18 protein-coding genes and 1 tRNA gene are annotated in these 22,138 nt (G+C 65.7%); 6 read left to right on the top strand and 13 right to left on the bottom strand.

Going from position 1 to position 22,138, the window contains the following annotated elements:
• Window position 1 precedes the first annotated feature (1 nt).
• Window positions 2–2,359 (bottom strand): glycoside hydrolase family 65 protein, encoded by a 2,358-nt coding sequence (locus DFJ65_RS04485; protein WP_115921994.1) that lies wholly within the window; start codon window positions 2,357–2,359, stop codon window positions 2–4.
• On the bottom strand, window positions 2,356–3,111 hold the full coding sequence (locus DFJ65_RS04490) for a beta-phosphoglucomutase family hydrolase (RefSeq protein ID WP_115921995.1): 756 nt from the start codon (window positions 3,109–3,111) through the stop codon (window positions 2,356–2,358). Before DFJ65_RS04490 ends, DFJ65_RS04485 begins: the two co-directional genes overlap by 4 nt.
• Before the next feature lie 234 nt (window positions 3,112–3,345).
• Here DFJ65_RS04490 and DFJ65_RS04495 point away from each other — a divergent pair, with 234 nt between their 5' ends.
• Window positions 3,346–3,651 carry a hypothetical protein gene (locus DFJ65_RS04495; protein WP_147301304.1) on the top strand — a complete coding sequence of 102 codons (306 nt, stop codon included), beginning with the start codon at window positions 3,346–3,348 and terminating at the stop codon, window positions 3,649–3,651.
• Between the two features lie 478 nt (window positions 3,652–4,129).
• Window positions 4,130–4,753, top strand: a complete 624-nt coding sequence (locus DFJ65_RS04500) for an NYN domain-containing protein (RefSeq protein ID WP_211308362.1) — start codon at window positions 4,130–4,132, stop codon at window positions 4,751–4,753.
• A gap of 509 nt (window positions 4,754–5,262) precedes the next feature.
• Here DFJ65_RS04500 and DFJ65_RS04510 read toward each other — a convergent pair.
• From DFJ65_RS04510 to DFJ65_RS04535, 7 genes are all read right to left on the bottom strand, one after another.
• Window positions 5,263–6,732 carry a type I restriction-modification system subunit M gene (locus DFJ65_RS04510; RefSeq protein ID WP_115921998.1) on the bottom strand — a complete coding sequence of 490 codons (1,470 nt, stop codon included), beginning with the start codon at window positions 6,730–6,732 and terminating at the stop codon, window positions 5,263–5,265.
• Window positions 6,725–7,297 (bottom strand): PIN domain-containing protein, encoded by a 573-nt coding sequence (locus DFJ65_RS04515; RefSeq protein ID WP_115921999.1) that lies wholly within the window; start codon window positions 7,295–7,297, stop codon window positions 6,725–6,727. The genes DFJ65_RS04510 and DFJ65_RS04515 overlap by 8 nt, the downstream gene beginning before the upstream one ends.
• Window positions 7,298–7,300: 3 nt before the next feature.
• On the bottom strand, window positions 7,301–7,792 hold the full coding sequence (locus DFJ65_RS04520) for a helix-turn-helix domain-containing protein (protein WP_115922000.1): 492 nt from the start codon (window positions 7,790–7,792) through the stop codon (window positions 7,301–7,303).
• Window positions 7,793–7,874: 82 nt separating this feature from the next.
• The gene (locus DFJ65_RS04525; RefSeq protein ID WP_115922001.1) at window positions 7,875–8,918 is read right to left on the bottom strand and encodes a hypothetical protein; all 1,044 of its coding nucleotides are present in this window, start codon (window positions 8,916–8,918) and stop codon (window positions 7,875–7,877) included.
• Between the two features lie 34 nt (window positions 8,919–8,952).
• Entirely contained in the window at window positions 8,953–9,234 is a 282-nt protein-coding gene (locus DFJ65_RS17690) for a DUF4357 domain-containing protein (RefSeq protein WP_211308363.1), read from the bottom strand.
• Window positions 9,235–9,268: 34 nt separating this feature from the next.
• Window positions 9,269–9,853: a GIY-YIG nuclease family protein gene (locus DFJ65_RS17695; RefSeq protein WP_211308364.1), complete on the bottom strand. Its 585-nt coding sequence runs from the start codon at window positions 9,851–9,853 to the stop codon at window positions 9,269–9,271.
• Window positions 9,850–10,884, bottom strand: coding sequence for a restriction endonuclease subunit S (locus DFJ65_RS04535; protein WP_342767534.1), 1,035 nt, complete (start codon window positions 10,882–10,884; stop codon window positions 9,850–9,852). The genes DFJ65_RS17695 and DFJ65_RS04535 overlap by 4 nt, the downstream gene beginning before the upstream one ends.
• Before the next feature lie 113 nt (window positions 10,885–10,997).
• Between DFJ65_RS04535 and DFJ65_RS04540 the strand changes: the two genes are divergently transcribed.
• A complete protein-coding gene (locus DFJ65_RS04540; protein ID WP_115921556.1) occupies window positions 10,998–12,389 on the top strand; it encodes an IS1380 family transposase in 1,392 nt (463 codons plus the stop codon).
• Window positions 12,390–12,687: 298 nt separating this feature from the next.
• Here the strand turns inward: DFJ65_RS04540 and DFJ65_RS04545 are convergent, their stop codons facing one another.
• Window positions 12,688–15,453: a type I restriction endonuclease subunit R gene (locus DFJ65_RS04545; RefSeq protein WP_211308365.1), complete on the bottom strand. Its 2,766-nt coding sequence runs from the start codon at window positions 15,451–15,453 to the stop codon at window positions 12,688–12,690.
• An 809-nt stretch (window positions 15,454–16,262) separates the two neighbouring features.
• On the opposite strand from DFJ65_RS04545, the gene DFJ65_RS04550 reads away from it, so the two are divergent.
• Entirely contained in the window at window positions 16,263–16,988 is a 726-nt protein-coding gene (locus DFJ65_RS04550; RefSeq protein WP_147301306.1) for a hypothetical protein, read from the top strand.
• Between the two features lie 133 nt (window positions 16,989–17,121).
• Here the strand turns inward: DFJ65_RS04550 and DFJ65_RS04555 are convergent.
• Window positions 17,122–17,198 (bottom strand) — tRNA-Pro (locus DFJ65_RS04555).
• An 87-nt stretch (window positions 17,199–17,285) separates the two neighbouring features.
• Window positions 17,286–18,215: a metallophosphoesterase gene (locus tag DFJ65_RS04560; protein WP_342767495.1), complete on the bottom strand. Its 930-nt coding sequence runs from the start codon at window positions 18,213–18,215 to the stop codon at window positions 17,286–17,288.
• A 159-nt stretch (window positions 18,216–18,374) separates the two neighbouring features.
• Between DFJ65_RS04560 and DFJ65_RS04565 the strand changes: the two genes are divergently transcribed.
• Entirely contained in the window at window positions 18,375–18,827 is a 453-nt protein-coding gene (locus DFJ65_RS04565) for a GatB/YqeY domain-containing protein (RefSeq protein WP_115922005.1), read from the top strand.
• A 109-nt stretch (window positions 18,828–18,936) separates the two neighbouring features.
• Here DFJ65_RS04565 and DFJ65_RS04570 read toward each other — a convergent pair whose 3' ends face one another.
• Complete coding sequence (locus DFJ65_RS04570; protein WP_170143992.1) at window positions 18,937–21,513, bottom strand: penicillin-binding protein; 2,577 nt, start codon at window positions 21,511–21,513, stop codon at window positions 18,937–18,939.
• A gap of 280 nt (window positions 21,514–21,793) precedes the next feature.
• On the opposite strand from DFJ65_RS04570, the gene DFJ65_RS04575 reads away from it, so the two are divergent.
• A complete protein-coding gene (locus DFJ65_RS04575) occupies window positions 21,794–22,102 on the top strand; it encodes a WhiB family transcriptional regulator (protein WP_245950000.1) in 309 nt (102 codons plus the stop codon).
• Window positions 22,103–22,138: the final 36 nt, after the last annotated feature.

Raw genomic sequence — 22,138 nt, forward strand, 5'->3', positions numbered from 1 at the left:
TTCAATCAAGTGACACGGGTGCGCGTCCGACGGGTTGAGTGGGCTGCGGAGTGAGCGGCTGGACAGGTTCGACGGGGAAGCTGACCGGCTTAGAGGTGGTCAGCGTGAACTTGTGGTCGTAGTGGCGCAGTTCGCAGTGACCGTCGGTGCCGTCTTCCAACTGATAGGTCGCGTGATCGTGAGTGACGCTCACCCGGATCTTGTACTCGCGCCACCGGATGGAGAAGGCGAGACGTTGCATCTTCGGCGACAGCACCGGCGCGAAGCTCAGGTGGCCGTCGTACTCGCGCATCCCACCGAAGCCGGCAACCAGCGCCAACCAGGCGCCGGCGAGCGAGGCGACGTGGACGCCGTCCTTGGTGTTGTGTTCGAGGTCGCGTAGATCCATCACCGCTGCTTCGGTGAGGTAGGCGTGGGCGAGTTCGAGTTGGCCGACCTCGGCCGCCATGACCGCCTGGGTGCACGCCGACAAAGAGGAGTCACGTACGGTGATCTTTTCGTAGTAGGCGAACGCCTTCGCTTTCTCCTCCCGCGTGAACCGGTCACCACACCAGTGCATGGCCAGCAGGAGATCGGCCTGTTTGACGACCTGTTTGCGGTAGATCTCGAAGTAGGGGTAGTTGAGCAGCAGCGGATAGCCGTCGTCTTTCAGCGTTGCGTCGAAGTCCCACACCTCGTTGGCGGTGCTTCCCCGATTCTGTTGGTACACATCGCGTTCGGTGTCGAACGGAACGGCCATGCTCTCGTCGGCGGATCGCCATTGCGCGATCTCGTCCTCGGTGACATTCAAGTCGGCCGCCTGCTCCGGCCACCGCTGCGCTGTGTCGGCGGCGTACCGGAAGTTGCGAGCCGCCATGAGGTTGGTGAAGGTGTTGTCGCCGACGACGGCGGTGTATTCGTCCGGCCCGGTGACGCCGTCGATGTGGAACTTTCCGTCGTCGCCGTGGTAAGCAAGGCCGGCCCACAAGCGTGCGGTCTCGACCAGGATGGTCAACGCGACGTCCCGGTCGAAGATCTCGTCGCCGGTCCAGAAGACGTAGCGTGCGGCGGCAACGGCGATATCGGCATTAATGTGGAAGGCCGCGGTGCCGGCAGGCCAGTAGGCCGAGCACTCCTGTCCGCGGATCGTGCGCCACGGGAACGTTGCGCCCTCCATCTTCAGGTGCTGCGCGCGCTCTCGCGCGAACTGCAGGACCGAGTGCCGCCAGCTGAGGGCGTCGCGTGCCGCCGATGGCGCGGTGGCGGTGAGCACGGGAAGCACGTAGCTCTCGGTGTCCCAGAAGCAGTGACCGTCGTAGCCGGGACCGGTGAGCCCCTTTGCTGCGATCCCGCGACCCTCCGCGCGAGCTCCCGCTTGCAGCACATGCCAGAGTCCGAATCGGACTGCTTGCTGGACGACCGGGTCTCCGTCCACCTCGACGTCCGCGCCATCCCAGAAATCGTCGACGTAGGCGGCCTGTTCCTGCACCATCGAATGCCAACCGGTGTGCAGCGCCGCCGAGAGTGCGCCGTCGACCTGGTCGCGCAGCGCGGGCATGGTGCGGCGGGAGGACCAGCCGTACGCGACGAACTTGGTGACCCCGAGGATCTCGCCGGGGGCGAGGTCGGTGCCGATCGTGGTGCGACTCCAGTCTTCTTCGACGTAGGTGTGGCTGCCGACGCCCGGACTGTGCAGGACGTGGTCGCAGGCGGCCGCCATCCGCAGCCCGCTCTGCCGGGTGTGATGAATCAGCAGTGAGCGGTTGTGATTGTGGCTGTGCAGTTCGGGAACCAACGGATCCTTGAGCGCGGCCGCGACGCGTGGGTCGTCGGAGACGGAGGGCAGTTCCTCGTTGGTGACCATCTCGGACTGGATCACCACGCGCAGCGGGTTGTCGACGGCCTCCACCTGGTAGCGGACAGCGAGGATCGCCCGCTGGGTGAACGACACCAGCCGGGTCGACCGCACCCGGACCAGACGGCGGGAGGGCGATTCCCACAGCAGGTCGCGGTGCAGCAACCCGGTGCGCATGTCGAGCGTGCGTTCGTGGTGGTGGATGACGCCGTAGCGCAGATCCAACGGCTGATCGTCCACGAGCAGTCGGATCAGTTTTCCGTTGGTGACGTTGACGATGGTCTGCCCGGAATCGGGGTAGCCGTAGCCCGCCTCGGCGTACGGCAGCGGACGCTTCTCGTAGAAGGAGTTGAGGTACGTGCCGGGCAGACCGCTGGGGTCGCCCTCGTCCAGATTGCCTCGGACGCCGATGTGTCCGTTGGCGAGTGCGAAGACCGACTCGGCCTGGGCGAGATTGTCGAAGTTCAGCCCGATCTCACGCACCTTCCAGGGCTCGACGGTGAACGCGGACGGGTGTGCGGTCATCGGGTTCCTCCACTCAGCAGGTCGGCGAGGTCTTCGACCACGACGTCGGCGCCGTGCTTTCTCAACGCCTCGGCATGACCGACCCGGTCGACGCCCACGACGTAGCCGAAGTGGCCGGCACGCCCTGCCTCGACTCCGGATAATGCGTCCTCGAAGATCACCGCCTGCGCGGGATCGGCTCCCACGAGTGCGGCGCCGGCCAGGAAGGAATCGGGTGCCGGTTTGCCCTTGATGTTCGATCGCGCGAGCGTGACCCCGTCGATGCGGCCTTCGACGAGTCGATCGAGACCGGTGACCCTCAGCACCATCTCGGTGTTCGCGCTGGACGAGACGACGATCCGGTGAAGGCCTGCTTTCGCGGTTGCCTCCAAGTACGTGCGAGAACCCTCGTACACCCTCACGCCGTCGCGGGCGATCACCTGCTGCACCTGCTCGTTCTTGCGATTCCCGAGCCCCCGGACGGTGGCGGCGCCCGGCGCGTCGTTGTGCGTTCCCTCTGGCAGCGTGATGCCCCGAGAAGCAAGGAAATCGCGGACCCCGTCCTCGCGTGGCTTGCCGTCGACGTAGTGGGTGTAGTCGCGATCGGTGTCGAACGGCACGAAACCCTCGCCGTCGCGATCACGCAAGTACGCGTCGAACATCGCCTTCCATGCCGTGCGATGCACGCTCGCGGTGTCGGTGAGCACACCGTCCAGGTCGAATAGGCAGGTGGTGATCCCGTCGGGCAGGCCCAGCGTCCGTGGCGCCGTCATATCGTCTCCATCGTCGACCACCGCCACGGTAGCCCGGCGCAGGCTCGAGTTGCGTCAGGTGTCTTCAACGTGTTGGCGGCCGTTTACGTGGTGCAGCGCGCCGACGAACAAATGGAAGCGCGGACGGTCGATCGTGCTTTCCGGCTTCCGTGCCCCTCTCACTGAAACCGGGGTTGTCGGTGGGTCACCCCACGATGGGGTGAGAGCCGTCCGCAGTGATGAGAGGTGTGTTCCATGGTCGACCTGTTCGAGGACGACGATCTTGAAGAAGCTGAGTATTGGGCAGCGCGGGAGGTGCTCGAGGAGATCCTCGGTTCGTTGCCATCCCGCTTCATGGTTCTCCTTGAGCTGCATCGGCTGGTCATTGCTGATAGCAAAGACGTCATCGTCGACAAATGGGAGAAGGCTGACCGGTTGCTCGATCTGTACAACCTCCTTCCCGAGGAATGGCATAGTGAAGAGTTCGACCCCGACCTCGACCAGATGGATCGCCTGATCGAGTCCCTTACGCCGTTCCTCGATGACCGTTCATCCGCTTAGACGGGCAGGTTGTGGCCGGCGGCGCACCCTGCGCCGGAGCGCGTCGCGCCTCGACGAGCACCGGGACCTTGAGCCGGTCTGAGGTCCGGTCGGATGTGCGTTGGATGGAAAAAGCCGGCTCCTGACTGCGTTTCCGCAGTTGCTTCGCGCGATCCTTGACGAGGCGGTGCGCGACGAGATCCTCACCCGGAACCCATGCAACATCCGACGTGCCAGTGTCGGGGGCGGGACGCCGAGATCGCGAAGAAGCTGTCTGAATGGGCTGGCTATTGATGCAAACTGGCTTGACCGGGCGGCTAGGCTGACCAGTGGCGGGCCACGCGTAGCGCCCAACGGGCTGGTCAGCCTAGCCGCCCGGTCAACAAAAACGGCCCTTCCGAAGAAGGGCCGTTGTGCCAGGTGCCGTGGGGCACCGGCGGGGTATGGACCAAACATAGATCTTCCTTGCGGAGATCGCAACTTGGCGGAGGGACTATCTTTGGCCAACCGACTCATCGTTTACGTCGACGGGTTCAACCTCTATCACGGTCTTCATGACGCAGCTAGATGCCGTTGGCTGTGGCTCGATCTGGTCGAGCTCGCCGCCAGTCTTCGCCCGCGAAGCACAGTGGAGGTGGTGAGGTACTACACGGCACCCGTCCTCGACCAGCCCGGAGCGCAGCGCCGGCAGCAAACTTACCTCGACGCTCTATCCGCGCAGCATGGACCGAGGATCGAAGTGGTCCAAGGCAGATACCAGAGCAAGACGAAGAGCTGTCGAAAGTGTGGTTCGCGATGGATCGAACGTGAGGAGAAGGAGACCGACGTCAACATCGCGGTCGGCCTCGTGTCTGACGCGGCTCTCGACCGCATGGACGATGCGTTGGTGATAAGCGCGGACTCAGACCTCGGTCCGGCGATCCGGACTGCTCGGGAACTCCAGCCGGCACTGTTCGTCGCAGCAGCCTTCCCGCCCAAGCGATTCTCGGCCGAACTCAAGGCCTTGATGCCCGCCTCGTTTCACATCAGCCACTCGAAGATCAGGAGCTCGTTTCTTCCTCCACTCGTGCGGGGTAAGACCCACAGCTTTGCGCGACCGACGAAGTGGGATCCGGGCCGTTGAGGCGGCGACTTCCTAGAGGGGCCTCACGTTGGTCGGTTTGGCGGAAGGGCTCCTCAATGAGTGTTGGGTGCACCGCTACGCGGTCGGAACATGGACCATGAGCCGATCGACGTCGGCGGGATCAACCCGCAGCACGCGGGGTCCGCTGCGGTAGGCGGGCAAGCTGCCCGGCTGCGATCCTGCGGCGGAGCGTTCGGATGCTGAGGCCGGTGCGCTCGGCGGCGTCGGCGAGGGGCTCGAACTGCCGTCGACTCTTCGTAGAGGTAGTCATACCTCCCCGGAGGTCAGGTTGTGCCCCTGGCGGTCACGCCCGGCAAGAAAGATCATGGAGAGGACATCGACTGCCGGGAGGACCCATGGCTGACCGCTCGAAATCACGACCGGCGCCTCTGCGTCCCCGCGTCTCATGCGAAGAGGGTCGCCGCGGCGCGGGTCTACGTCGCGGCCAGCGTCAAGAGCGGGCAGCCCGTGCCTGATTGGATACGCGAGCTCGCTGCTGACAAGGCCCGTTAGCCGCGCAATTGTTCTTCCAAAGCGGTTGCTACTGCTTCGAACTCGGCAAGTGCTGCGGTGAGGTCTTCGACGATCTCGCGGGCGATGACGTCGGGCGAGGGCAGGTTGTCGAGGTCATCGAGCGAGTCGTCCTTGAGCCAGGTGATGTCGAGGTTCGCCTTGTCGCGGGCGACGATCTCGTCGTACGTGAACGGTTTCCAGCGCTCAGACGGGGCGCGCTCGGTGGCGGTGCACGCGGTGACGAACTCATCGAGGTCCGCGCGGCGCAACGGGTTCTGCTTCAGTGTGAAGTGCTTGTTGGTGCGCAGGTCGTAGACCCACAGCCGCTCGGTCCACGGTTGCCCGGGGCGGGCGACCTTCTTGTCGAAGAACAGCACGTTGGCCTTCACGCCCTGGGCGTAGAAGATCCCGGTCGGCAGACGCAGCATTGTGTGCAGGTTGAAGTCGGTGAGCAGCTTGCGGCGGATCGTTTCGCCGGCACCGCCTTCGAAGAGCACGTTGTCAGGCAGCACAACGGCGGCGCGTCCGTTGGTGTCCAGGATCGTGGCGATGTGCTGGACGAAGTTGAGTTGCTTGTTGCTCGTGGTCGCGACGAAGTCTTGCCGCTCGATCTCGCGGTCTTCTCGCACCTCGCGGCCGTCGGCGCCGACCATCGTCAGGGAGGACTTCCGACCGAACGGCGGGTTGGAGAGCACGACCGACCAGCGGCGGCCGGGATCGGCGATGAGCGAGTCGCGCACCTCGATCAGCGAGTCGCCATTTGACGTGCCCATGCCGTGGAGTAGCAGGTTCATCGCGGCCAATCGCGCTGTGCCGTCGACGAGTTCGTAGCCTGAGGCAAAGCCGTCGCGCAAGTGGTCACGCTGGGTCGGGGTCATCGACTCTGCGCCGCGCGAAGCGTGGTCGTGCGCCACCAGGAGGAATCCGCCGGTGCCGCAGGCCGGGTCGACGACGGTGTCGGCGACCGTCGGGCGTACCACGTCGACGATCGCCTCGATCAGAGCGCGTGGTGTGAAGTACTGACCCGCCCCGGACCCCGTGTCCGACGCACCCTTGGACAGCAGTTCCTCGTACGCGTCGCCCTTGATGTCAGTGCCGGACTGCGACCAGTTCTCCTTGTCGATCAGGTCGACAACGAGCCGGCGCAGCTTCGCTGGGTCTTGGATACGGTTCTGGGCCTTGCGGAAGATCGTGCCGATGACGCCGTCCTCGCGGGCGAGGCCGACGAGGATGCGGGTGTACTCGTACTCGAGCTTGTCACCTTGGGCGTCGAGCAGCTTCTGCCACGAGTACTCCTCGGGCACGATCTGCTCCGGCCGAAGCTTCCGCGTGGCGCGCTCGTGCGCCATCTTGAGGAACAGCAGGTACGTCAGCTGCTCGGTGTACTCGATGACTCCGACTCCGTCATCGCGGAGCACGTCGCAGTACGACCAGAGCTTGTCGACCAGGCGGCGAGAGTCAGTCATCGTGAACTCCTTGGCTTCGGATGCGAGTGACCGCCGCAGCAAACCGGGGGACACCAGCCCGCCGGAGTGACTCCAGCAGTTGCGGCAGCGACAGAGACGGTCGCGACGAATCGCGCGACTGATTCTGTAGAGCGAGAAGGGTTTCCCGCGGGTGTAGTTCTAGCTGATCGAGCAGGAAGGCGTCCGGGTGGGAGACGGTCAAACCCCACTGCGCGAGTTCGGCCTCCGGAAAGTCCTTCAGGTTTGCCGTGACGATGACCTGGCATCGAGCCACGATCGCCGCCGCCATGACGTGCGCGTCTGTGGGATGGCCGGGCATGTCGCCGAGCAGTTGCTCGTAGGCGTTGACGGTTGCGTTCGGGAACGCGCCGGTCATGGCACGGATCCGGGTCTGCGCACCTTTGATACCAACGGAAGGGAGCGGGGACAGGTTGCGCTCCAGTTCGACCAGAACGTCAGCGGACCAGCGTGGTTCGAATGCGCCGTTCTCAGCGATCCGCAGCAGGGTGTCGCACAGCGTCGGCGGGTAGAGGACACATGTGTCGAGTAGGACCTCGAACGTCATCGTTCAGTGGCGTTTCAATGGCGGCTGTCCATCGAGGAGGTCGTATAGGCCGGCGCTCTCCGCGTCCCGCGCCATCTCGTCAAGGCTCTTACGCCGTTGCACAGCCACACGCTCTTGATAAGCGATCAGATCCTGTAGAGCGACATAACGGTGACGGCCAGGCTTCACGGCTTCCAGGTCTCCGCGATCGATGATGCGCACCAGGGTCGGCCGCGAGATACCGAGGAAGTCGGCGGCTTCCTGGGTGGTGAGCATTGCGTTGTGCGGGGCGACGGTCACGCCCATCCCATGGGCCATGGCGTCCGCGACCTGTACGAGGACGCGGTGGACTTGCGCCGACAAAGCGATTGTTGTGCCGTCCGGCGCTACGAGGGCGGCGAGACCGTCATCTCCCACCTGCAGGACCTTGGCCAAGGACGCTGCAGACGCCTCGTCTTCCGACGATGGGAGGTAGGTCGCGCTGTGGCGCGCGGCAGTCTTCGTAGGAGTCGGCATGTCCCGATGATAGATCAAAACGAACAAAACGAACAGACTTCTACGAGTGGTCTACCGAACCAAATCACCCGTGTTTCGTTCGTTAGTCGGTGTTGCTCGTTGTCGGGACGGCGTCGAGCTCGAGATCGCGGACGGCACGCCACTGCTCGGCGCTGGTCGCGTCGAGCCGGTAGTACGACTGCGGCGGCTCGCCGTTCTCTTCGCCGTACCAGGTGTCGTAGGGCGGGTTGCTCCGATCGAACTTGCGGCGGACCACGATCGAGAAACCTCCGTAGTCGCCGCGATGTTGGGGGACCGCGCGGCCTGTGGACGCCATGACCCGGAGGCCGCCGATCCATTGGTCCGGAGCGCGGGCACACATGTCCATGGTGGCGAGCACGGTTTCGCTCACTCCCAGGCCGGCCAACTGCCTGAGGTCCTCTTCACTCCAGGGTGTAGCCGGGAGTGTGTCAGCCGACTTTGCCGATGTCCGCTCTCGTCGCGCAGGCGCGACGACGTAGTCCTCGACGTCTGCGACCGGCCACAGTCTCGACACGGTGATCGCGTGACCTTCGCCCCATTCATATGCGCGCACCTGGATAAGCACAATGTCGACTCCCTGCTCGGTGAGCCACACCGCGGCCGAGGTAACGGCGGCGGGAAACTCGCCCGCGACAAGCGTGATGCGTGGCTTCCGGAGTGTCTCGGTGGAGAGCTCAGGTGCATGCGCGGTCAGTGCAGCGAGGGCCTCATCAGCGGTCGACGGGGCGTCGTCGGTCCGTCGAACGAATGAGAGGTAGGCGTCCGCAAGGTCCTCAAGCGAGAACCGTGACGCCCGGGCTGCGTAGTTGATCGCCTGGGTAGTCACGTAATCAGGGGCGCGATCGCGTTTGAGTTCAGCGACGACGAGGCGACCGTCCGATCCCAGCCCGAGGATGTCAAGCCGGTCGGCTTCACGGCCATCCTTCGACATCCATCGATCGAACTCGCTGGTGACGATCAGGACGTCCGGACCGAGGATCTCCGGATTTGCGATGACCCACTCCTGCAGGTGGTCGCGCTCGCGAAGTCCGGCGGCGGCCAGCGAGGTCTCTCGGGCGGGCGCAGCGGTCGTGCCTTGCACCTTGAACACGAGTTCTTCGGACATCAAGGTCTCCTGTCCTCTGTTCGCCCCGTCGTGATCATTCGACTCCCCGGCTCTCCCACGCACCAAATGTATGTCCGTCCGGTGACACCCATTCGACGCGGCCGTTGCAGGAGCGACCGAGCGCGACAGCACCCGCGGTGGAGGGTGACGAGAAGACGATGTCGCGGGTCACTCGACCTGCGCCGTTCTCCACGACGATCGAGCCATCGGCCAGGAGGCCCTCGTGGTGCGCGCGGTAGCTGGCGTACGCCTTCTGAGTGCTGGCCGCCTTGCCGACCCCGTGCCACTCGGGCACGACGACGGAGCCGCTCAGCATGATGAACTCGCCGTCGACCTGCTGAGCTGATGCATCAACGCCCTGACGGGCATTCCGCAAGGCGAAGATTGGCGACTGGCTCGGTGCTGACTGCGCATCGTCGGTTCGCGCCGAGCGAACCCGGATCGCGTTCACTCCCAACACAGGCAGGACGATCTGGAGCTGACCGAGGAAGTACTGCATGTCGGACGCGTCCGCTTCCGGTAGGCGAGGTGTCGGCGGGGGCGGTGCCGTTCTCAACGGTGACTCGTCCCGCCTGGGTCGCGAGCTCGATCAGCCGCGACTCCAGATACCTGCCGTGCGACTTCGTCAGGTTGGTGTCCTTGGAGGTAATCACCACAACCTGGTTCCAGAACGCCTTGTCCTTGGCATGGCTACGCAGCCGAGCAGCGACGACGTCGGCCTCGCCGAAATAGCAGCGGGTGTCGCCGACAGCGGTCTCGTCCTCACCGAGCAGGAGGTAGACGCCGGTGCGCTCGGCTTCCTCGCGCCGGAGCAGGTCAGCCAGGTCCGAGCGCCGGGCAGATAGGACGTGACCGGTCCAGTTGGTGATCTCGGCCGTCGTCAGCCCACCCGGGGTGCCGTCGACGAGGAACAGCTTCACTTGCTTGCCGTTCACGCCATTGCCTCTGCCTGTTCCTCGATGACCTCGTCGTCGGTGCGGTGGCCGGTGAGCTTGCCGTTGAACGCGGCGGCGAGGACGGCGCGGCGGAGCGCTGCCTGACGCAGAGACACTGTATGAGTACGGCGATGCAGTGAGGCGGCCGCCTCTAGGACGGTTGAAGTATGGGCGAGGAGTCGCTCACGATCTGCCGCGGACGGTAGCGGGATGGAGATGCGTCTCACTAGGGAAAGGTTCAGGTTTGGCTGGACACCTCCTGCAGCCAGCCGACGCATGGACGCGTAGTTCGCCTCGAGAACGGCGCGGACCCATGGTCTGAGGTGCTCGTCGTTCACCTGGATCGCTGCGCACGCCTGATTGATGGTCGCAGGAATGCCCAGTTCTGCAACGGTCCCGCGCGTTTTACCCTCGCCGTACATAGCGACGAGCAGCGTCCCAGCCGGGTACAGCTTCAGGCTGGTTTCTGCAAGTGCAACATCGGTGACGAACTGTTTTGCGCCAATCAGAGTGCCCTGCGACAGGTCGCCGCTCGTTACCCATGGGATGTCGCCGTTGTCGTAATAGTTCGACGCGGAGCGCGAAGGCGTGGTGCCAGTTCCGACAGTTGCCAGTTGGCCGACCGTCAATGTGGCCGCCGAAACGGAGGCCTCGATCACGAGGCGTTGCCTGGCCGAGGCGACCATGGCTGTCGTTCGGCGTGCTGCGGCGGACACATAATCCGCTGCTGCGTCGAGGCGAGAGAGGTGGTCTTCGAGGACCTCGACGATCCGCCGCTGCTCCGCCAAGCGTGGCTTCGTCAGTGGGACGGATTCGAGGTCTTGGCGTCGCAGGCTCGGGGTGGCGGTGGAGCTATCGAGTCGGCGAAGGTCCCGCGAAATCAACTGGTACTGAAGGAACTTGGGATCGATGTCATCCCGCATCAACACGTAGTACGTGGTGTCCGTCGGCCACGAGCCGTCAATCATGAGATGCGTCTGGCCGACGTTTCCCTTCCGGCCGATAACAAGGCATGGCTCACTAACCCGGATCGTTCACGGTGCCGCGGAGTGATCGGCGCGTAGAAACACGGAAGTGCCTGCCCAGCAGGGGAAACTTGGACTTGCGACGGTTCAAGATCTTCAGCTTGGAAGGCACTCCGTAGGTGAAGCGTACTTTGTGGTCCAGTGGGTTGTCCGTGTCCGGTGATGGTGTCGGCGTGGTGGCCCACGCGGGGAGTGTCGGACTTCGTCTGTTGGCCGACCGAACCGGCCTGACGGGTGGTCTCGCCGCAGCGATGGCGCGCCACTCGTTCACCCCGGTCCACGACCGTGGCCGGGTCCTGGTCGATGTCGCGGTGATGATCGCTGATGGTGGTGAGGCGATCGCCGACATCGACGTGCTGCGTCACCAGTCGTGCGTGCTCGGTCCGGTCGCCTCGCCACCGACGGTGTGGCGCACCTTGGACGAAGTCACGCCCGGTCGGCTGAAGAAGATCGCCATCGCGCGGGCACGCACCCGCCGCCACGTGTGGGCCCACCTGCCTGGTGGGGTGCCCGCAAGCCAGGTCGCCGGGACCGATCTCGGTGCCACCGTCGTGCTCGACGTGGACGCCACGATCGTGATCACCCACTCCGAGAAACAGAACGCTGCGGCCACGTTCAAACGGACCTTCGGGTTCCACCCGCTCGGCGTATGGTGCGACAACACCAGCGAGTTCCTCGCGGCGAAACTACGGGCCGGGAACGCCGGGTCGAACACGACAGCCGATCACATCGAGGTCCTGACCGAGGCGATGGCCCAGATCCCCGGCACCCACCGTAAGAAGCTGTTGATCCGTTCCGATGGTGCGGGCGCATCCCATGGGCTGCTGGACTGGCTCACCGAACAAGGTCAGATCCGTGGCCGCAGCCTGGAGTACTCGATCGGATTCGCGGTCACCGAGAAGATCCGCGACGCGATCAGGCTGGTCCCGCAGCAGGTGTGGTCGCCCGCGACGAACGCGGACGGCGGGGTGCGCGAGGGTGGTGACGTCGCCGAACTGACCGGGCTGCTGGACCTGAGCGGTTGGCCGGCCGGGATGCGGGTGATCGTGCGCCGTGAACGGCCGCATCCCGGTGCGCAGCTGTCGCTGTTCGAGGAGACCGACGGGTGGCGCTACCAAGCCTTCGTCACCAACACCAGCACCGGGCAGCTCGCGCTCCTCGAAGCGCGGCACCGGGCTCATGCCCGGGTCGAGGACCGGATCCGGCACGCCAAGGACACGGGCCTGGGTCGGTTCCCCTCGCGTGAGTTCGGCATCAACAGCGCGTGGTTGACGTTGACCATGATCGCGGCGGATCTGGTCGCCTGGACCCGCCTGATCGCGTTCACCGCCGACGCCGAGGTCCTGGCTACATGCGAACCGAAAGCGTTGCGGTACAGGCTTCTTCACGTCCCCGCCCGGCTCATCCACGGTCAGCGACGACGACGGTTGAAGATCGCTGAAACGTGGCCCTGGGCGGCCGCAATCGTCGCGGTCTTCGCGAACATCGCCGCCATCCCGTGGCCAGCCTGACCCAACCCGTCCGCCCACGAGATCACCACCCGGAGAACCGCAGACCGGCAGCGCCAGCCGGCACCTCGTCATCCCCACGGACCATCACCGAGCGAACTCACGTAGCAACACCGTCGATCACGACCTCATGAAAGACCGGGGCTAACCAGAGGAGAGTTCGTATAGGCCATCTGTCCCGCCGATCCGACGACCGGCACGGGGCCATCAGGCGAGCGATCCGTTCTAGGCGACGCCTTGCCGTAACGCACCTTGAACTGCTCGCCGAAGGTTGTCTTCTCCCATGCGGCACTTCCATCGATCACGCGGTGAGCTCCGCGTTCAGATTCTCCAGGAGATCGGCAGCCTGGTCGCCGAGGTCGCGCAGGGCACCGTCCACGCCGCCGCGTTCGGTGAAGGGCGCTTCGTCGAGGTCTTCGGCGGTGATGCCGGCGGAGTTCGCGATCACTTCGACCATCCGGTCCAGCCACCACCTTTGTGTCTCAGTGAAATTCACGCCCGCTTGCTCTTGCTGTGCGAGCCAGGCGACGTACCGCTCGCGCACGCGGTCGGCGTACGGGACGAGTTCGTCATCGACGCCGACGGTATAGCGCAGCAGTGACACCAGGTCGGTGAGGGTGTGCCGGTCGCTGTGGCGGACACGGCCGACATCGATGGTTTCGTACGCCGCCCAGATGAAGTCCGTCGTCCAGTTGTGCGGGGGTCGGCTGATGCGGTCTGCGAGTTCCTGGATGTCGGCGAAGTCGATCCGCCGTTCGCGGGCTTCGCCGAGCAGCTGGATGGCCGTGATCTCGTCGCGGTGCTGTTCGAGGTAGGCCTGCCACGACTCGACGACCGACCGTGCGCGGTTGGTGTCGACGACCCCGCCGGCGGACAGGAGTGTGTCGGCGTTGACCTCGTCGATGACGCGGTCGTGGGTGGCGCGCAGTTCGAGGATGCGGCCGCGCAGTTCGGGGTTGGCGGCGAGCGGGCGCGTCGCATCGTCGAGGAGGCGCTGGATCGCGGCCTCCGGATCTGCTTGTCCGGCGGCAGCGTTGGCCTGCGTGTCCGGGTCGACCGCGTCGACGAGCCCACGCACAATGTCACGCACAGGCACGCCCGCGACATCGTCGAGTTCCTCCCGCTCGGCCGGGGTGAGGTCGAGCTCGAGCTTGGCCAATCGCGAAGCGAGAGTGGCGGTTTCGTCTTCAGTGAGCGAGAGCGTGGCCGCCTTGTCGAGGAGCTTCTTAAGTGAGACGCCCTTCTCGCGGTTCAGCGGCGGGTCGACGAAGTCGTGCTCGGTGACGCCGACCGCGTCGACGATGACGAACCGGGTTTTGCCCGACGCGTCGGGTGTGACCGATTGGAAGTCGGCCGGCGCGATGGTGCGGGCGCCGCGGCCCTTCATCTGCTCGAAGTACTGCGCCGACCGCACGTCACGCATGAAGAACACGCATTCCAGCGGCTTCACGTCGGTGCCGGTGGCGATCATGTCGACGGTGACGGCGATGCGCAGACTCGGCGACGTGCGGAACGCCTGCAACTGACCCTTGGGGTCTTTGGCGTTGTACGTGATCTTGGCGGCGAAGTCGTTGCCCTTGCCGAAGACCTCGCGGACGGTCGTGACGATCTCCTCGGCGTGCGCGTCGTCCTTGGCGAAGATCAGCGTCTTCGGCACGGTCGATCGGCCGGCGAAGATCTCGGTGAAGAGCCGTTCACGGAACGTCTCGAGCACGAGTCGGATCTGCGACTTGGCGGTCACCGCTCGGTCGAGTTGCTTGTTGGTGTATTCAAGGTCTTCCTCCAACGCCTCGAGCCGCTGCTTGCGGGTGCGCCGATCGACCTTCGGCACGACGGTCGTTGCCTCGATCAGGCCGCCGCGCTCGGAGATCTCCGTACGGATCCGGTAGACGTCGAAGTCGACGTTCACTCGGTCGGCGACCGACTGCGGGTAGGTGTACTCCGAAACGAGGTTCTGCCGGAAGAACGCGAACGTCTGTTTGCCCGGTGTCGCGGTGAGACCGACGACGTGAGCGTCGAAGTACTCGAGCACCCCGCGCCACACGCCGTAGATCGACCGGTGGGCCTCGTCGACAACGACCAGGTCGAACGTCTCCGGCGGCAGCTGTGGGCTGTAGGCGACGGTGACGGGGGAGTCGGGCACGAAGTCGTCGAGACCGGGGTCGTCGTCGGGCGTGACTTCCTCGCCCTGCAGGCCCTTGTAGACGCGCTGGATGGTGGAGACGACGACGTTGCTGCTGTCGAGCATTCCCGCACGGGTGAGTTTGTCGACGTTGTAGATCTCGGTGAAGCGTCGTCCGTCGCCGGGCGTGCGGTAGTTCTGAAACTCCGCGATCGTCTGGTCGGCGAGGTTGTTGCGGTCGACGAGGAACAGGATGCGTTTGAATCCGCCGAACTTCAGCAGCCGGTAGGCGAGCGTGACTGCGGTGTAGGTCTTGCCCGCGCCGGTCGCCATTTGCACCAACGATCGGTCGAAGTGTTGGGCTGCGAGTGACTGCTCGACTCCGGTGATCGCGGTGATCTGCGCCGGCCGCAACGCGGACGTGTCGAGCTCGGGCAGGTGGCGCACCTTGGCCCGCCAGGTCGGCGCGCTCTCGTCGGCTTCCGCGTCGCGGATGATCCGCGCCAGTGTCGCCGGCTGTGGGAACGCGAACACCTGCCGCGATCTCGCGTCCGGGTCGTAGCCGTTCGTGAAATGCGTTTCGGTGCCGCTCGCCTCGAACACGAACGGCAGCCGGCCGTCGCGCGTGAGCGCCTTGAGCCGTACGTCGGCCGGCAGGCCCTCGGCGTACATCGCCGACTGCCACTCGACGCCGCTGAGAGTCGTGCCCTGCGGCTTCGCTTCGATGACACCGACAACGCGCTGATCGACGTACAACAGGTAGTCGGCCCGGCCATGCCCGTACTTCATCGTGACCTCGCGGCAAGCGACACCCTGCGCGGCGAAAAGATTCAGCGCCTTCTTGTCCTGAACGACCCAGCCGGCATCAGCCAGCTGACGATCGATCAACACCCGCGCACGCGCTTCGGCGGCAAGCCGAGCCTCGTCCCCCTGTGGCGCATTCATAGTGTTCGCAGGTTACTGCGAAGGTCGCCAGGTTGGTCGGCACTTGAACTCCTCGATGCGGCCCGCTGTCAGTGGTCGCGGTCACGCTGTTACCTATGGATGACTTCGATGGCGTGTTGAACGCGCTCAGCGCGATGGTTGACAGCCTCACCCTCTTCTATCGTTTGGCGCATTCCCTCACTCAGGATGCCGACGGTGTTCCCGCGGTTCTTGTCGGTCCGTTGACCTGGGTCCTCGGCACGGCGCTCACAGCCCTGGTCCTCTGGGCACTCGTTGGAGCGTGGTGCGTCGCCGCGCGGTCTTGTCACAGAGGACTGCGACGTTGCCTGATCGTGGCTACTCGTGGCCTGGGCCCTTACGAGGCCAGGCGGTACGCCACGACGTTTGCAAGGTTTGAGCGAGCCGCATTCGTCGCACAATCCATGGCCAGGAATCCATTCTCGACTCGTCTTGGATCGGCCGGGCGAACGGGATTCGTGGAGCCGTCGTCGGGGACAGTGCGAGCACGCGCGGCGCTCCAGCTTCTCGCTGCGACGCGCTGGCCCGCCGTATTGCTTCGCATGGTCGTTTCGGTGCCGGGCGCGATGAGTCTTGCGGCCACGTGGTGGGCCGTGGGCGCACCCGGGGGAGAAGGCATTCTGGCAGTGGTCCGCCGGGTGACGAGGTCTGATCTGAGCCCGACACCTACGGCTGTCGCGGCCGTGGCGACTACGGTTGCGATCCTCACGTTCCTACTCGGCAGGATGCGGACGGCGCGGTCTGTAGGACACCAGGCATGGAGGCGAGACCATGTGACAAGGTCCTCCGACGTGCTGGCTGACCGGGAGGTTCTCCTGGCAAATGCGGCATACGAGCTTGAAATCCGGATTGATCAATCCTGCGGACGCTGGCACTCGTTTATCTACAACGCGGGCGTGGACGCCGACACGGCCCAGAAGGCGCTCGTCGGAGAACTCCGTCGCCGAGCAGGTGTCACGCCCACAACGGAAGCGCTTCGCCACGTGCGGAGCGAATCGATTGATCCCGTTCAGCCAGAAAGGGACGACCGCCATGTGGAGGCGCTCCGGGCGCACCTCGATGCGGCCACCGATCGAGTGGAGACGGATATGCGCCGCGCAGTGCCGTGGCGAGTCGTGCGCCTGGCATCACGCACTGCGTTAGAGAGATCGGTCCGCGACATCGATTGGTTTCTGGCGGAGCCAGCGATCGCCCCGGTCCAACTCGCTCCGATCGACCTGTGCGTTCCTCAGCTCGTCCGCGGTAGTGGACGCGCCGGGTCCACCCGGGAGTCTTGGGAGTCGGCCCTCATCGACCTGCCTGCTGATGATTGGGATGAGGTGGTCACATTGGCCGCGACGCAGTGGCGTGAGCAGGCTGCCGAGTCGTCGAGGCGCCACACCGAGATCGCCCATCGCCGGCTTATCGACGCCCTCGTTGCAACTGCGCAACTGGAAGCTGCAGCGGACGCCATATTTCGATACCTTCACCGCGCGGGACCAGTTGCCAAGCTCTTGGAGCGAGCAAGGCCGTCGTGAGGGTCCGGCTCAGCGGTGGAGCCGGACCGCGAGCCACCGCGCACTCGGGTCGTGCCCGGAGCCAAGCCGGGCGCGCGACACACCACAAGGCCAACGAAAAACCGGCCCTGATCAACAGAGCCGGTTCGACATTTGGTCGGGGTGACAGGATTTGAACCTGCGGCCTCTTCGTCCCGAACGAAGCGCGCTACCAAGCTGCGCCACACCCCGTGGCCTGCGTACGTTGGCGCTTTTGGCGATACCCGCACGCAGCAAGAGGGAACTTTACCGGTTGACCGTGCAATCTCCCAATCCGGGTCAGCGCGACGCCGGCACGAGCGTCATCAGGGTCGCTTCGGGCCGACAGGCGAGGCGGATAGGCGTGTACTTGTTGTGCCCGAGACCAGCGGAAACGTGCAGCCAGGCGGCGTCGTCCGGAGCCTGCGCGCTGGGCGCGTTGTCGGCCCCCGACCACCAGCGCGACAAGCCCTTCACCCGGTCGGTGCCGAGGTCGCAGTTGGTGACCAGCGCCCCGTACCAGGGCACGCATATCTGGCCGCCGTGGGTGTGGCCGGCGATCACCATCGACGCACCGTCCGCGGTCATCGCGTCGAGCACCCGCAGGTAGGGCGCGTGCACCACGCCGAGGGTGAGATCGGCGTCCGTCGCGGCGGGGGCGGAGACGGCCGAGTAGTCGTCGTACTTCAGGTGCGGGTCGTCGACGCCGACGAGTTCGAGGTCGAGTTCGCCGACCTGGAGCCGGGTGCGGGCCTGGGTCAAGTTGGTCCAACCGCCCGCGTCGAACCCGCGGACGAGGTCGCGCCACGGCAGCGTCTTCTGGCCCATCTCGTCGGCTCGGCGATGCCGCTGGTTGAAGTAGCGCAGCGGGTTGCGCGGGGCCGGCGCGAAGTAGTCGTTCGAGCCGAGCACGTAGGCACCCGGGAAGTCCATCAGCGGCGCCATCGTCTTCAACACCGACGGGATCGCGTCGGGGTCGGAGCAGTTGTCACCGGTGTTGACCACGAAGTCGGGGTTGAGGCGCGCGAGGTCCTGCACCCACGAGATGCGGCGAGCCTGCCGCGGCACGAGGTGCAGGTCGCTCAGGTGCAGCACCCGTAGCGGCTGCGCGCCCTCGGGCAGCACCGGCACCGTCACCTCACGCAACGCGTACCAGTTGCGCTCGACGATCGACGACCAGCCGAGCGTCGCGGCGCCGAGGGAGCCGAGAGCGAGCGCTGACTTGGTCATTGCATGCATCCCCGCATCGTCGCACGCCCCGCGTCCCGCGCCGAATCCACCGGAATCCACCGCAAACCCACCGCAGACGCTGCGGCTACCTCCCCACGCTGCTGCTGCAACCGCAGCGTGTGGAGGCAAGCGGGTGGGCGGGAGTGGGAGACTGGCGCCATGACGCTCAAGCAGACCCTCCAATCCGACCTCAACCAGGCGATGAAGGCGCGCGACAAGGTCGCCGCCGGCACCCTGCGCATGGCCCTCGCCGCGATCACCAACGCCGAGGTCGCCGGCGACACCGCCAAGGAGCTGAGCGACGACGAGATGCTGAAGGTCGTCACCAAGGAGGCCAAGAAGCGCAAGGAGGCCGCCGAGGCCTACGACGGCGCCGGACGCAGCGAACTCGCCGAGCAGGAGCGGGCCGAGCTCGCGGTGCTCGAGAAGTACCTCCCGGCGCAGCTGTCCGACGCCGAACTCGACCAGATGGTCGCCGAGGCGGTCGCCGAGACCGGCGCCACCAACATGGGCGCGATGGGCAACGTCATGAAGATCCTCCAGCCGAAGATCGCCGGCCGGGCCGACGGCGGCAAGGTGGCCGCAGCGGTGAAGCGCGCCCTGTCGTCCTGACCTGGGCGCGACGCGCGCCGCGCACGTTCTGACGGCACGGCACAGCACGGCGCCGAAACATGAAGCAGGCCCACCCCGTCGCGGGGTGGGCCTGCTTCATGTGTACCGGCTACTTGCTCGAACTCGCCGTCGCCTTGGGCTTGTCGGCCTTCGTCGAACTCGGCTTCGCGCTCGTCGAGCTCGGCTTCGCGCTCGTCGAGCTCGGCTTGGGTGCCGAGGTCGAACTCGGCTTGGCGGACGTCGAGCTCGGCTTGGGCGCCGACGTCGAACTCGGCTTCGGGGCCGTGGTCGACCGGGACGTCGCTTGGGTGCGCCGCGGCGCGGCGGCCTGCACCGAGCTCGACGGCGCGACGTACGCTGCGCGTCCGGTGCTCGGGTACATCGTCACGGTCGAACCCTTGGCGGCCTTGCTCCCCGAGGACGGCGAGGTGAACGCGATCCGCCCCGCGTACATCCGGGAGTCCTGCGCCGACCCCTCCTGCACCTTGAAGCCGGCCGACTCCAGCATCGACCGCGCGTTGTCAGGCCGCTGGCCCACGACATTCGGCACCGTCGCACGGTTGGCGTTGAGCGCCGCCTCGGACGGCTCCGGGAAGTTGGTCTTCGGCTGGCCCTTGAGCGCCTCGTCCATGACCGCCTTCCAGATCGGCGCGGCGACCGTGCCACCGTAGAGGTAGCCCTTGTAGAACGTGTTGCCGATCTTGACGTCCTTGAGCGGCTTCTCGTTGTCGGCGTGGCCGACCCAGACGGCGGTGGTCAGCTGCGGGGTGTAACCGACGAACCAGCTCTGCGTGGCGCTGTCGACGGTGCCGGTCTTGCCGGCCGCCGGACGACCGTTCGCCAGGGCGGACGTGGCTGCCGTACCGCCCTTGCCGAGCACGCCTTCGAAGATCTTGGTGACGGTGCGCGCGACGTCCTTGGACACCAACTGCTTGCACTGTGCACCGGTGATCTTCACCTGCTTGCCGTTCGCGTCGATGATCGCCTTCACCGGACGCGGTGCGCAGTACTTGCCGTCGGCGGCGATGGTGGCGTAGGCGTTGGCCAGGTCGAGGGCGGTCACGGGCTCCGAGCCCAACACGATGCCGGACGGTGCCTTGTTCACGGCCTCGCCATTGCCCTGCTTGAGCCCGAAGTCGATCATCGTCTGTCGCACGTTGCAGGCGCCGAGCTGCGACACGAGCTGGGCGAACGCGACGTTGACCGACATCTTGGTGGCGTCCTCGAGGGACATCGGGCCGGAGCCCTCGTCCTCCTCTGAGTTCGGCACCTTCCAGATCTCGCTGCGGCCCAGGCCGCACTCGCCCGGGAAGTCCTTGTTGGTGAACTCACGGTAGGAACCGCGCTCGTCGCGGCCGTTCATCGGCGGCACGTTGATCTCGCTGTCCATCGTCCAACCGTTCTTCACGGCGTCGATGACGGCGAAGAACTTAGCGGTCGACCCGATGGTGAAGCCCTGGCCGCCGCCCATGTTCGACGGCACCGTGTAGTTGATCGCCGTCCGGCCGCTGCCGGTGTTGTTGCTGTAGGAGGTGTTCTGGCTCGAGGCCAGCACCAGGCCGGTGCCCGGCTGCACCACGATCGCCGCCGACTGGATGCCGGCCGAGTTGTTGACCGGCACCTTGGCCTTGATCTGCTTGTCGAGGATCGCGGCGAGCTTGGGGTCGAACGAGGTCTGGATCGTCAGGCCGCCGCCCTTCAGCTTCGCCTCGCGCTCCTTGCGGGTGGCGCCGAGCGACGGCTCGCCCAGCAGCCAGTCGTAGACGTAGTAGCAGAAGTAGGGGTACTTCGAGCTGGCGCACGAACTGCTGATGTTGGTGACCTTGAGGTCGGACTTCAGGTCGTGGTTGGTGGCGTCGGTGTACTCCTTGTAGGAGATGTAGCCCTGTTGGTACATCTTGCCGAGCACCTGGTTGCGCCGGGTGGTGGCCGCCTCGGGGTTGTTGATCGGGTCGGTGACGCCCGGGGCGTTGACGACACCGGCGAGGGTCGCGGCCATCGGCAGCGTCAGCTGCGAGGCGTGCACACCGAAGTAGTGCAGCGACGCGGCCTCCACGCCGTACTGCTGGTCACCGAAGTAGACGAGGTTGAGGTAACCGTCGAGGATCTGCTGCTTGGAGTACTTCTGCTCCAGGGTGACGGCGTACTTCAGCTCCTGCAGCTTGCGCACGTAACCCTGCATGCCGGAGCGGGCCACCGCGTTCGCCGCGGCGTCCTTGTTGCCGGCCGCCAGCGCCTGGTTCTGGATCGCGACCTTCACGTACTGCTGGGTCAGCGTCGAGGCACCCTGGGTGCCGCCGCTCATCACGTTCGAGCTGATCGCGCGCAGCAGACCCCGGGGGTCGACACCGCCGTGCTCGTAGAAGCGTTCGTCCTCGATCGCCACCTGTGCGTGCTGCATGACCGGCGCGATCTTGTTCAACGGCACCACGATGCGGTTCTCGTTGAACGGCGTGCCGATGGTGGTGCCGTCGGCCGCGAGGATGCGCGACTGCTGCGCGAGCGGGTTCATCTGGAAGTCGCTGGGCATCTGGTTGAACAACTTGATGCCGTTGTTGGTCGCTTGTCCCGCGACGCCGACTGCGGGAATGACGAGCCCGGCAGTGAGCAGGCCCATCGTCATGGCGACCGCGACGAAGCCGCCGAGGAGCGACATGACGCTGGCAATGCGGGAGGTTTGACGCATGGACAAGAGGGTAACCCGCATACCTGTCGGGGCCGTGAATCCTGGTGTCCGCCCGGCGGAACCCGCTCCCTGAGGCGGTTGCGACGGGCGCTGCTGGCGCGAAGAATATCCGAAAAAAGCTCTGTTCACGCGGCTGCGCCGTCGGTATCATCGCTGGTTGTAGCACAAAGACCTGGATCCCGGGTCCATCAACGAAAACGTGGTTGTCGCTCTCTGGACAAGAGCGCACACGGGGGCACGTTGAGGGGGACGGCTTCCAGCATTGCCTGAGGAGGCAGCTGTGAGCGTTGTTGCACCGGAGAGTTCGTTGTGGGACGTCAACTGGGCGGGGCGTGCATCCTGCCGCGTCGGCAGCCCTGACGACCTATTCGCCAAAGGGGCGGCCCAGCAGACCGCCAAGGTCATCTGTCAGCGGTGCCCGGTCGTGGCCGAGTGCCTCGCCGACGCTCTCGACAACCGCACCGAGTACGGCGTGTGGGGCGGCATGACCGAGCGGGAGCGCCGTGCGCTCCTTCGTCGCCGGCCCGACGTGAAGTCGTGGGCGCAGCTGTTCAAGGCCGCCCGCGCAGACGCCCTGCGCGACAACTGAGCAGACGGTGCTCGGGCCGACCCGGGCACCCGTGCT

Origin of the sequence: Calidifontibacter indicus (assembly GCF_003386865.1) — a bacterium.
In the GTDB taxonomy this organism is placed as follows: domain Bacteria; phylum Actinomycetota; class Actinomycetes; order Actinomycetales; family Dermatophilaceae; genus Yimella; species Yimella indica.

Bases quoted from the DNA above. Each gene is read 5' to 3' on its own strand.
- DFJ65_RS04485 (WP_115921994.1), bottom strand. From the start codon at position 2,359: ATGACCGCACACCCGTCCGCGTTCACCGTCGAGCCCTGGAAGGTGCGT.
- DFJ65_RS04490 (WP_115921995.1), bottom strand. From the start codon at position 3,111: ATGACGGCGCCACGGACGCTGGGCCTGCCCGACGGGATCACCACCTGC.
- DFJ65_RS04495 (WP_147301304.1), top strand. From the start codon at position 3,346: ATGGTCGACCTGTTCGAGGACGACGATCTTGAAGAAGCTGAGTATTGG.
- DFJ65_RS04510 (WP_115921998.1), bottom strand. From the start codon at position 6,732: ATGACTGACTCTCGCCGCCTGGTCGACAAGCTCTGGTCGTACTGCGAC.
- DFJ65_RS04515 (WP_115921999.1), bottom strand. From the start codon at position 7,297: ATGACGTTCGAGGTCCTACTCGACACATGTGTCCTCTACCCGCCGACG.
- DFJ65_RS04520 (WP_115922000.1), bottom strand. From the start codon at position 7,792: ATGCCGACTCCTACGAAGACTGCCGCGCGCCACAGCGCGACCTACCTC.
- DFJ65_RS04525 (WP_115922001.1), bottom strand. From the start codon at position 8,918: ATGTCCGAAGAACTCGTGTTCAAGGTGCAAGGCACGACCGCTGCGCCC.
- DFJ65_RS17690 (WP_211308363.1), bottom strand. From the start codon at position 9,234: ATGCTGAGCGGCTCCGTCGTCGTGCCCGAGTGGCACGGGGTCGGCAAG.
- DFJ65_RS04545 (WP_211308365.1), bottom strand. From the start codon at position 15,453: ATGAATGCGCCACAGGGGGACGAGGCTCGGCTTGCCGCCGAAGCGCGT.
- DFJ65_RS04560 (WP_342767495.1), bottom strand. From the start codon at position 18,215: ATGACCAAGTCAGCGCTCGCTCTCGGCTCCCTCGGCGCCGCGACGCTC.
- DFJ65_RS04565 (WP_115922005.1), top strand. From the start codon at position 18,375: ATGACGCTCAAGCAGACCCTCCAATCCGACCTCAACCAGGCGATGAAG.
- DFJ65_RS04570 (WP_170143992.1), bottom strand. From the start codon at position 21,513: ATGCGTCAAACCTCCCGCATTGCCAGCGTCATGTCGCTCCTCGGCGGC.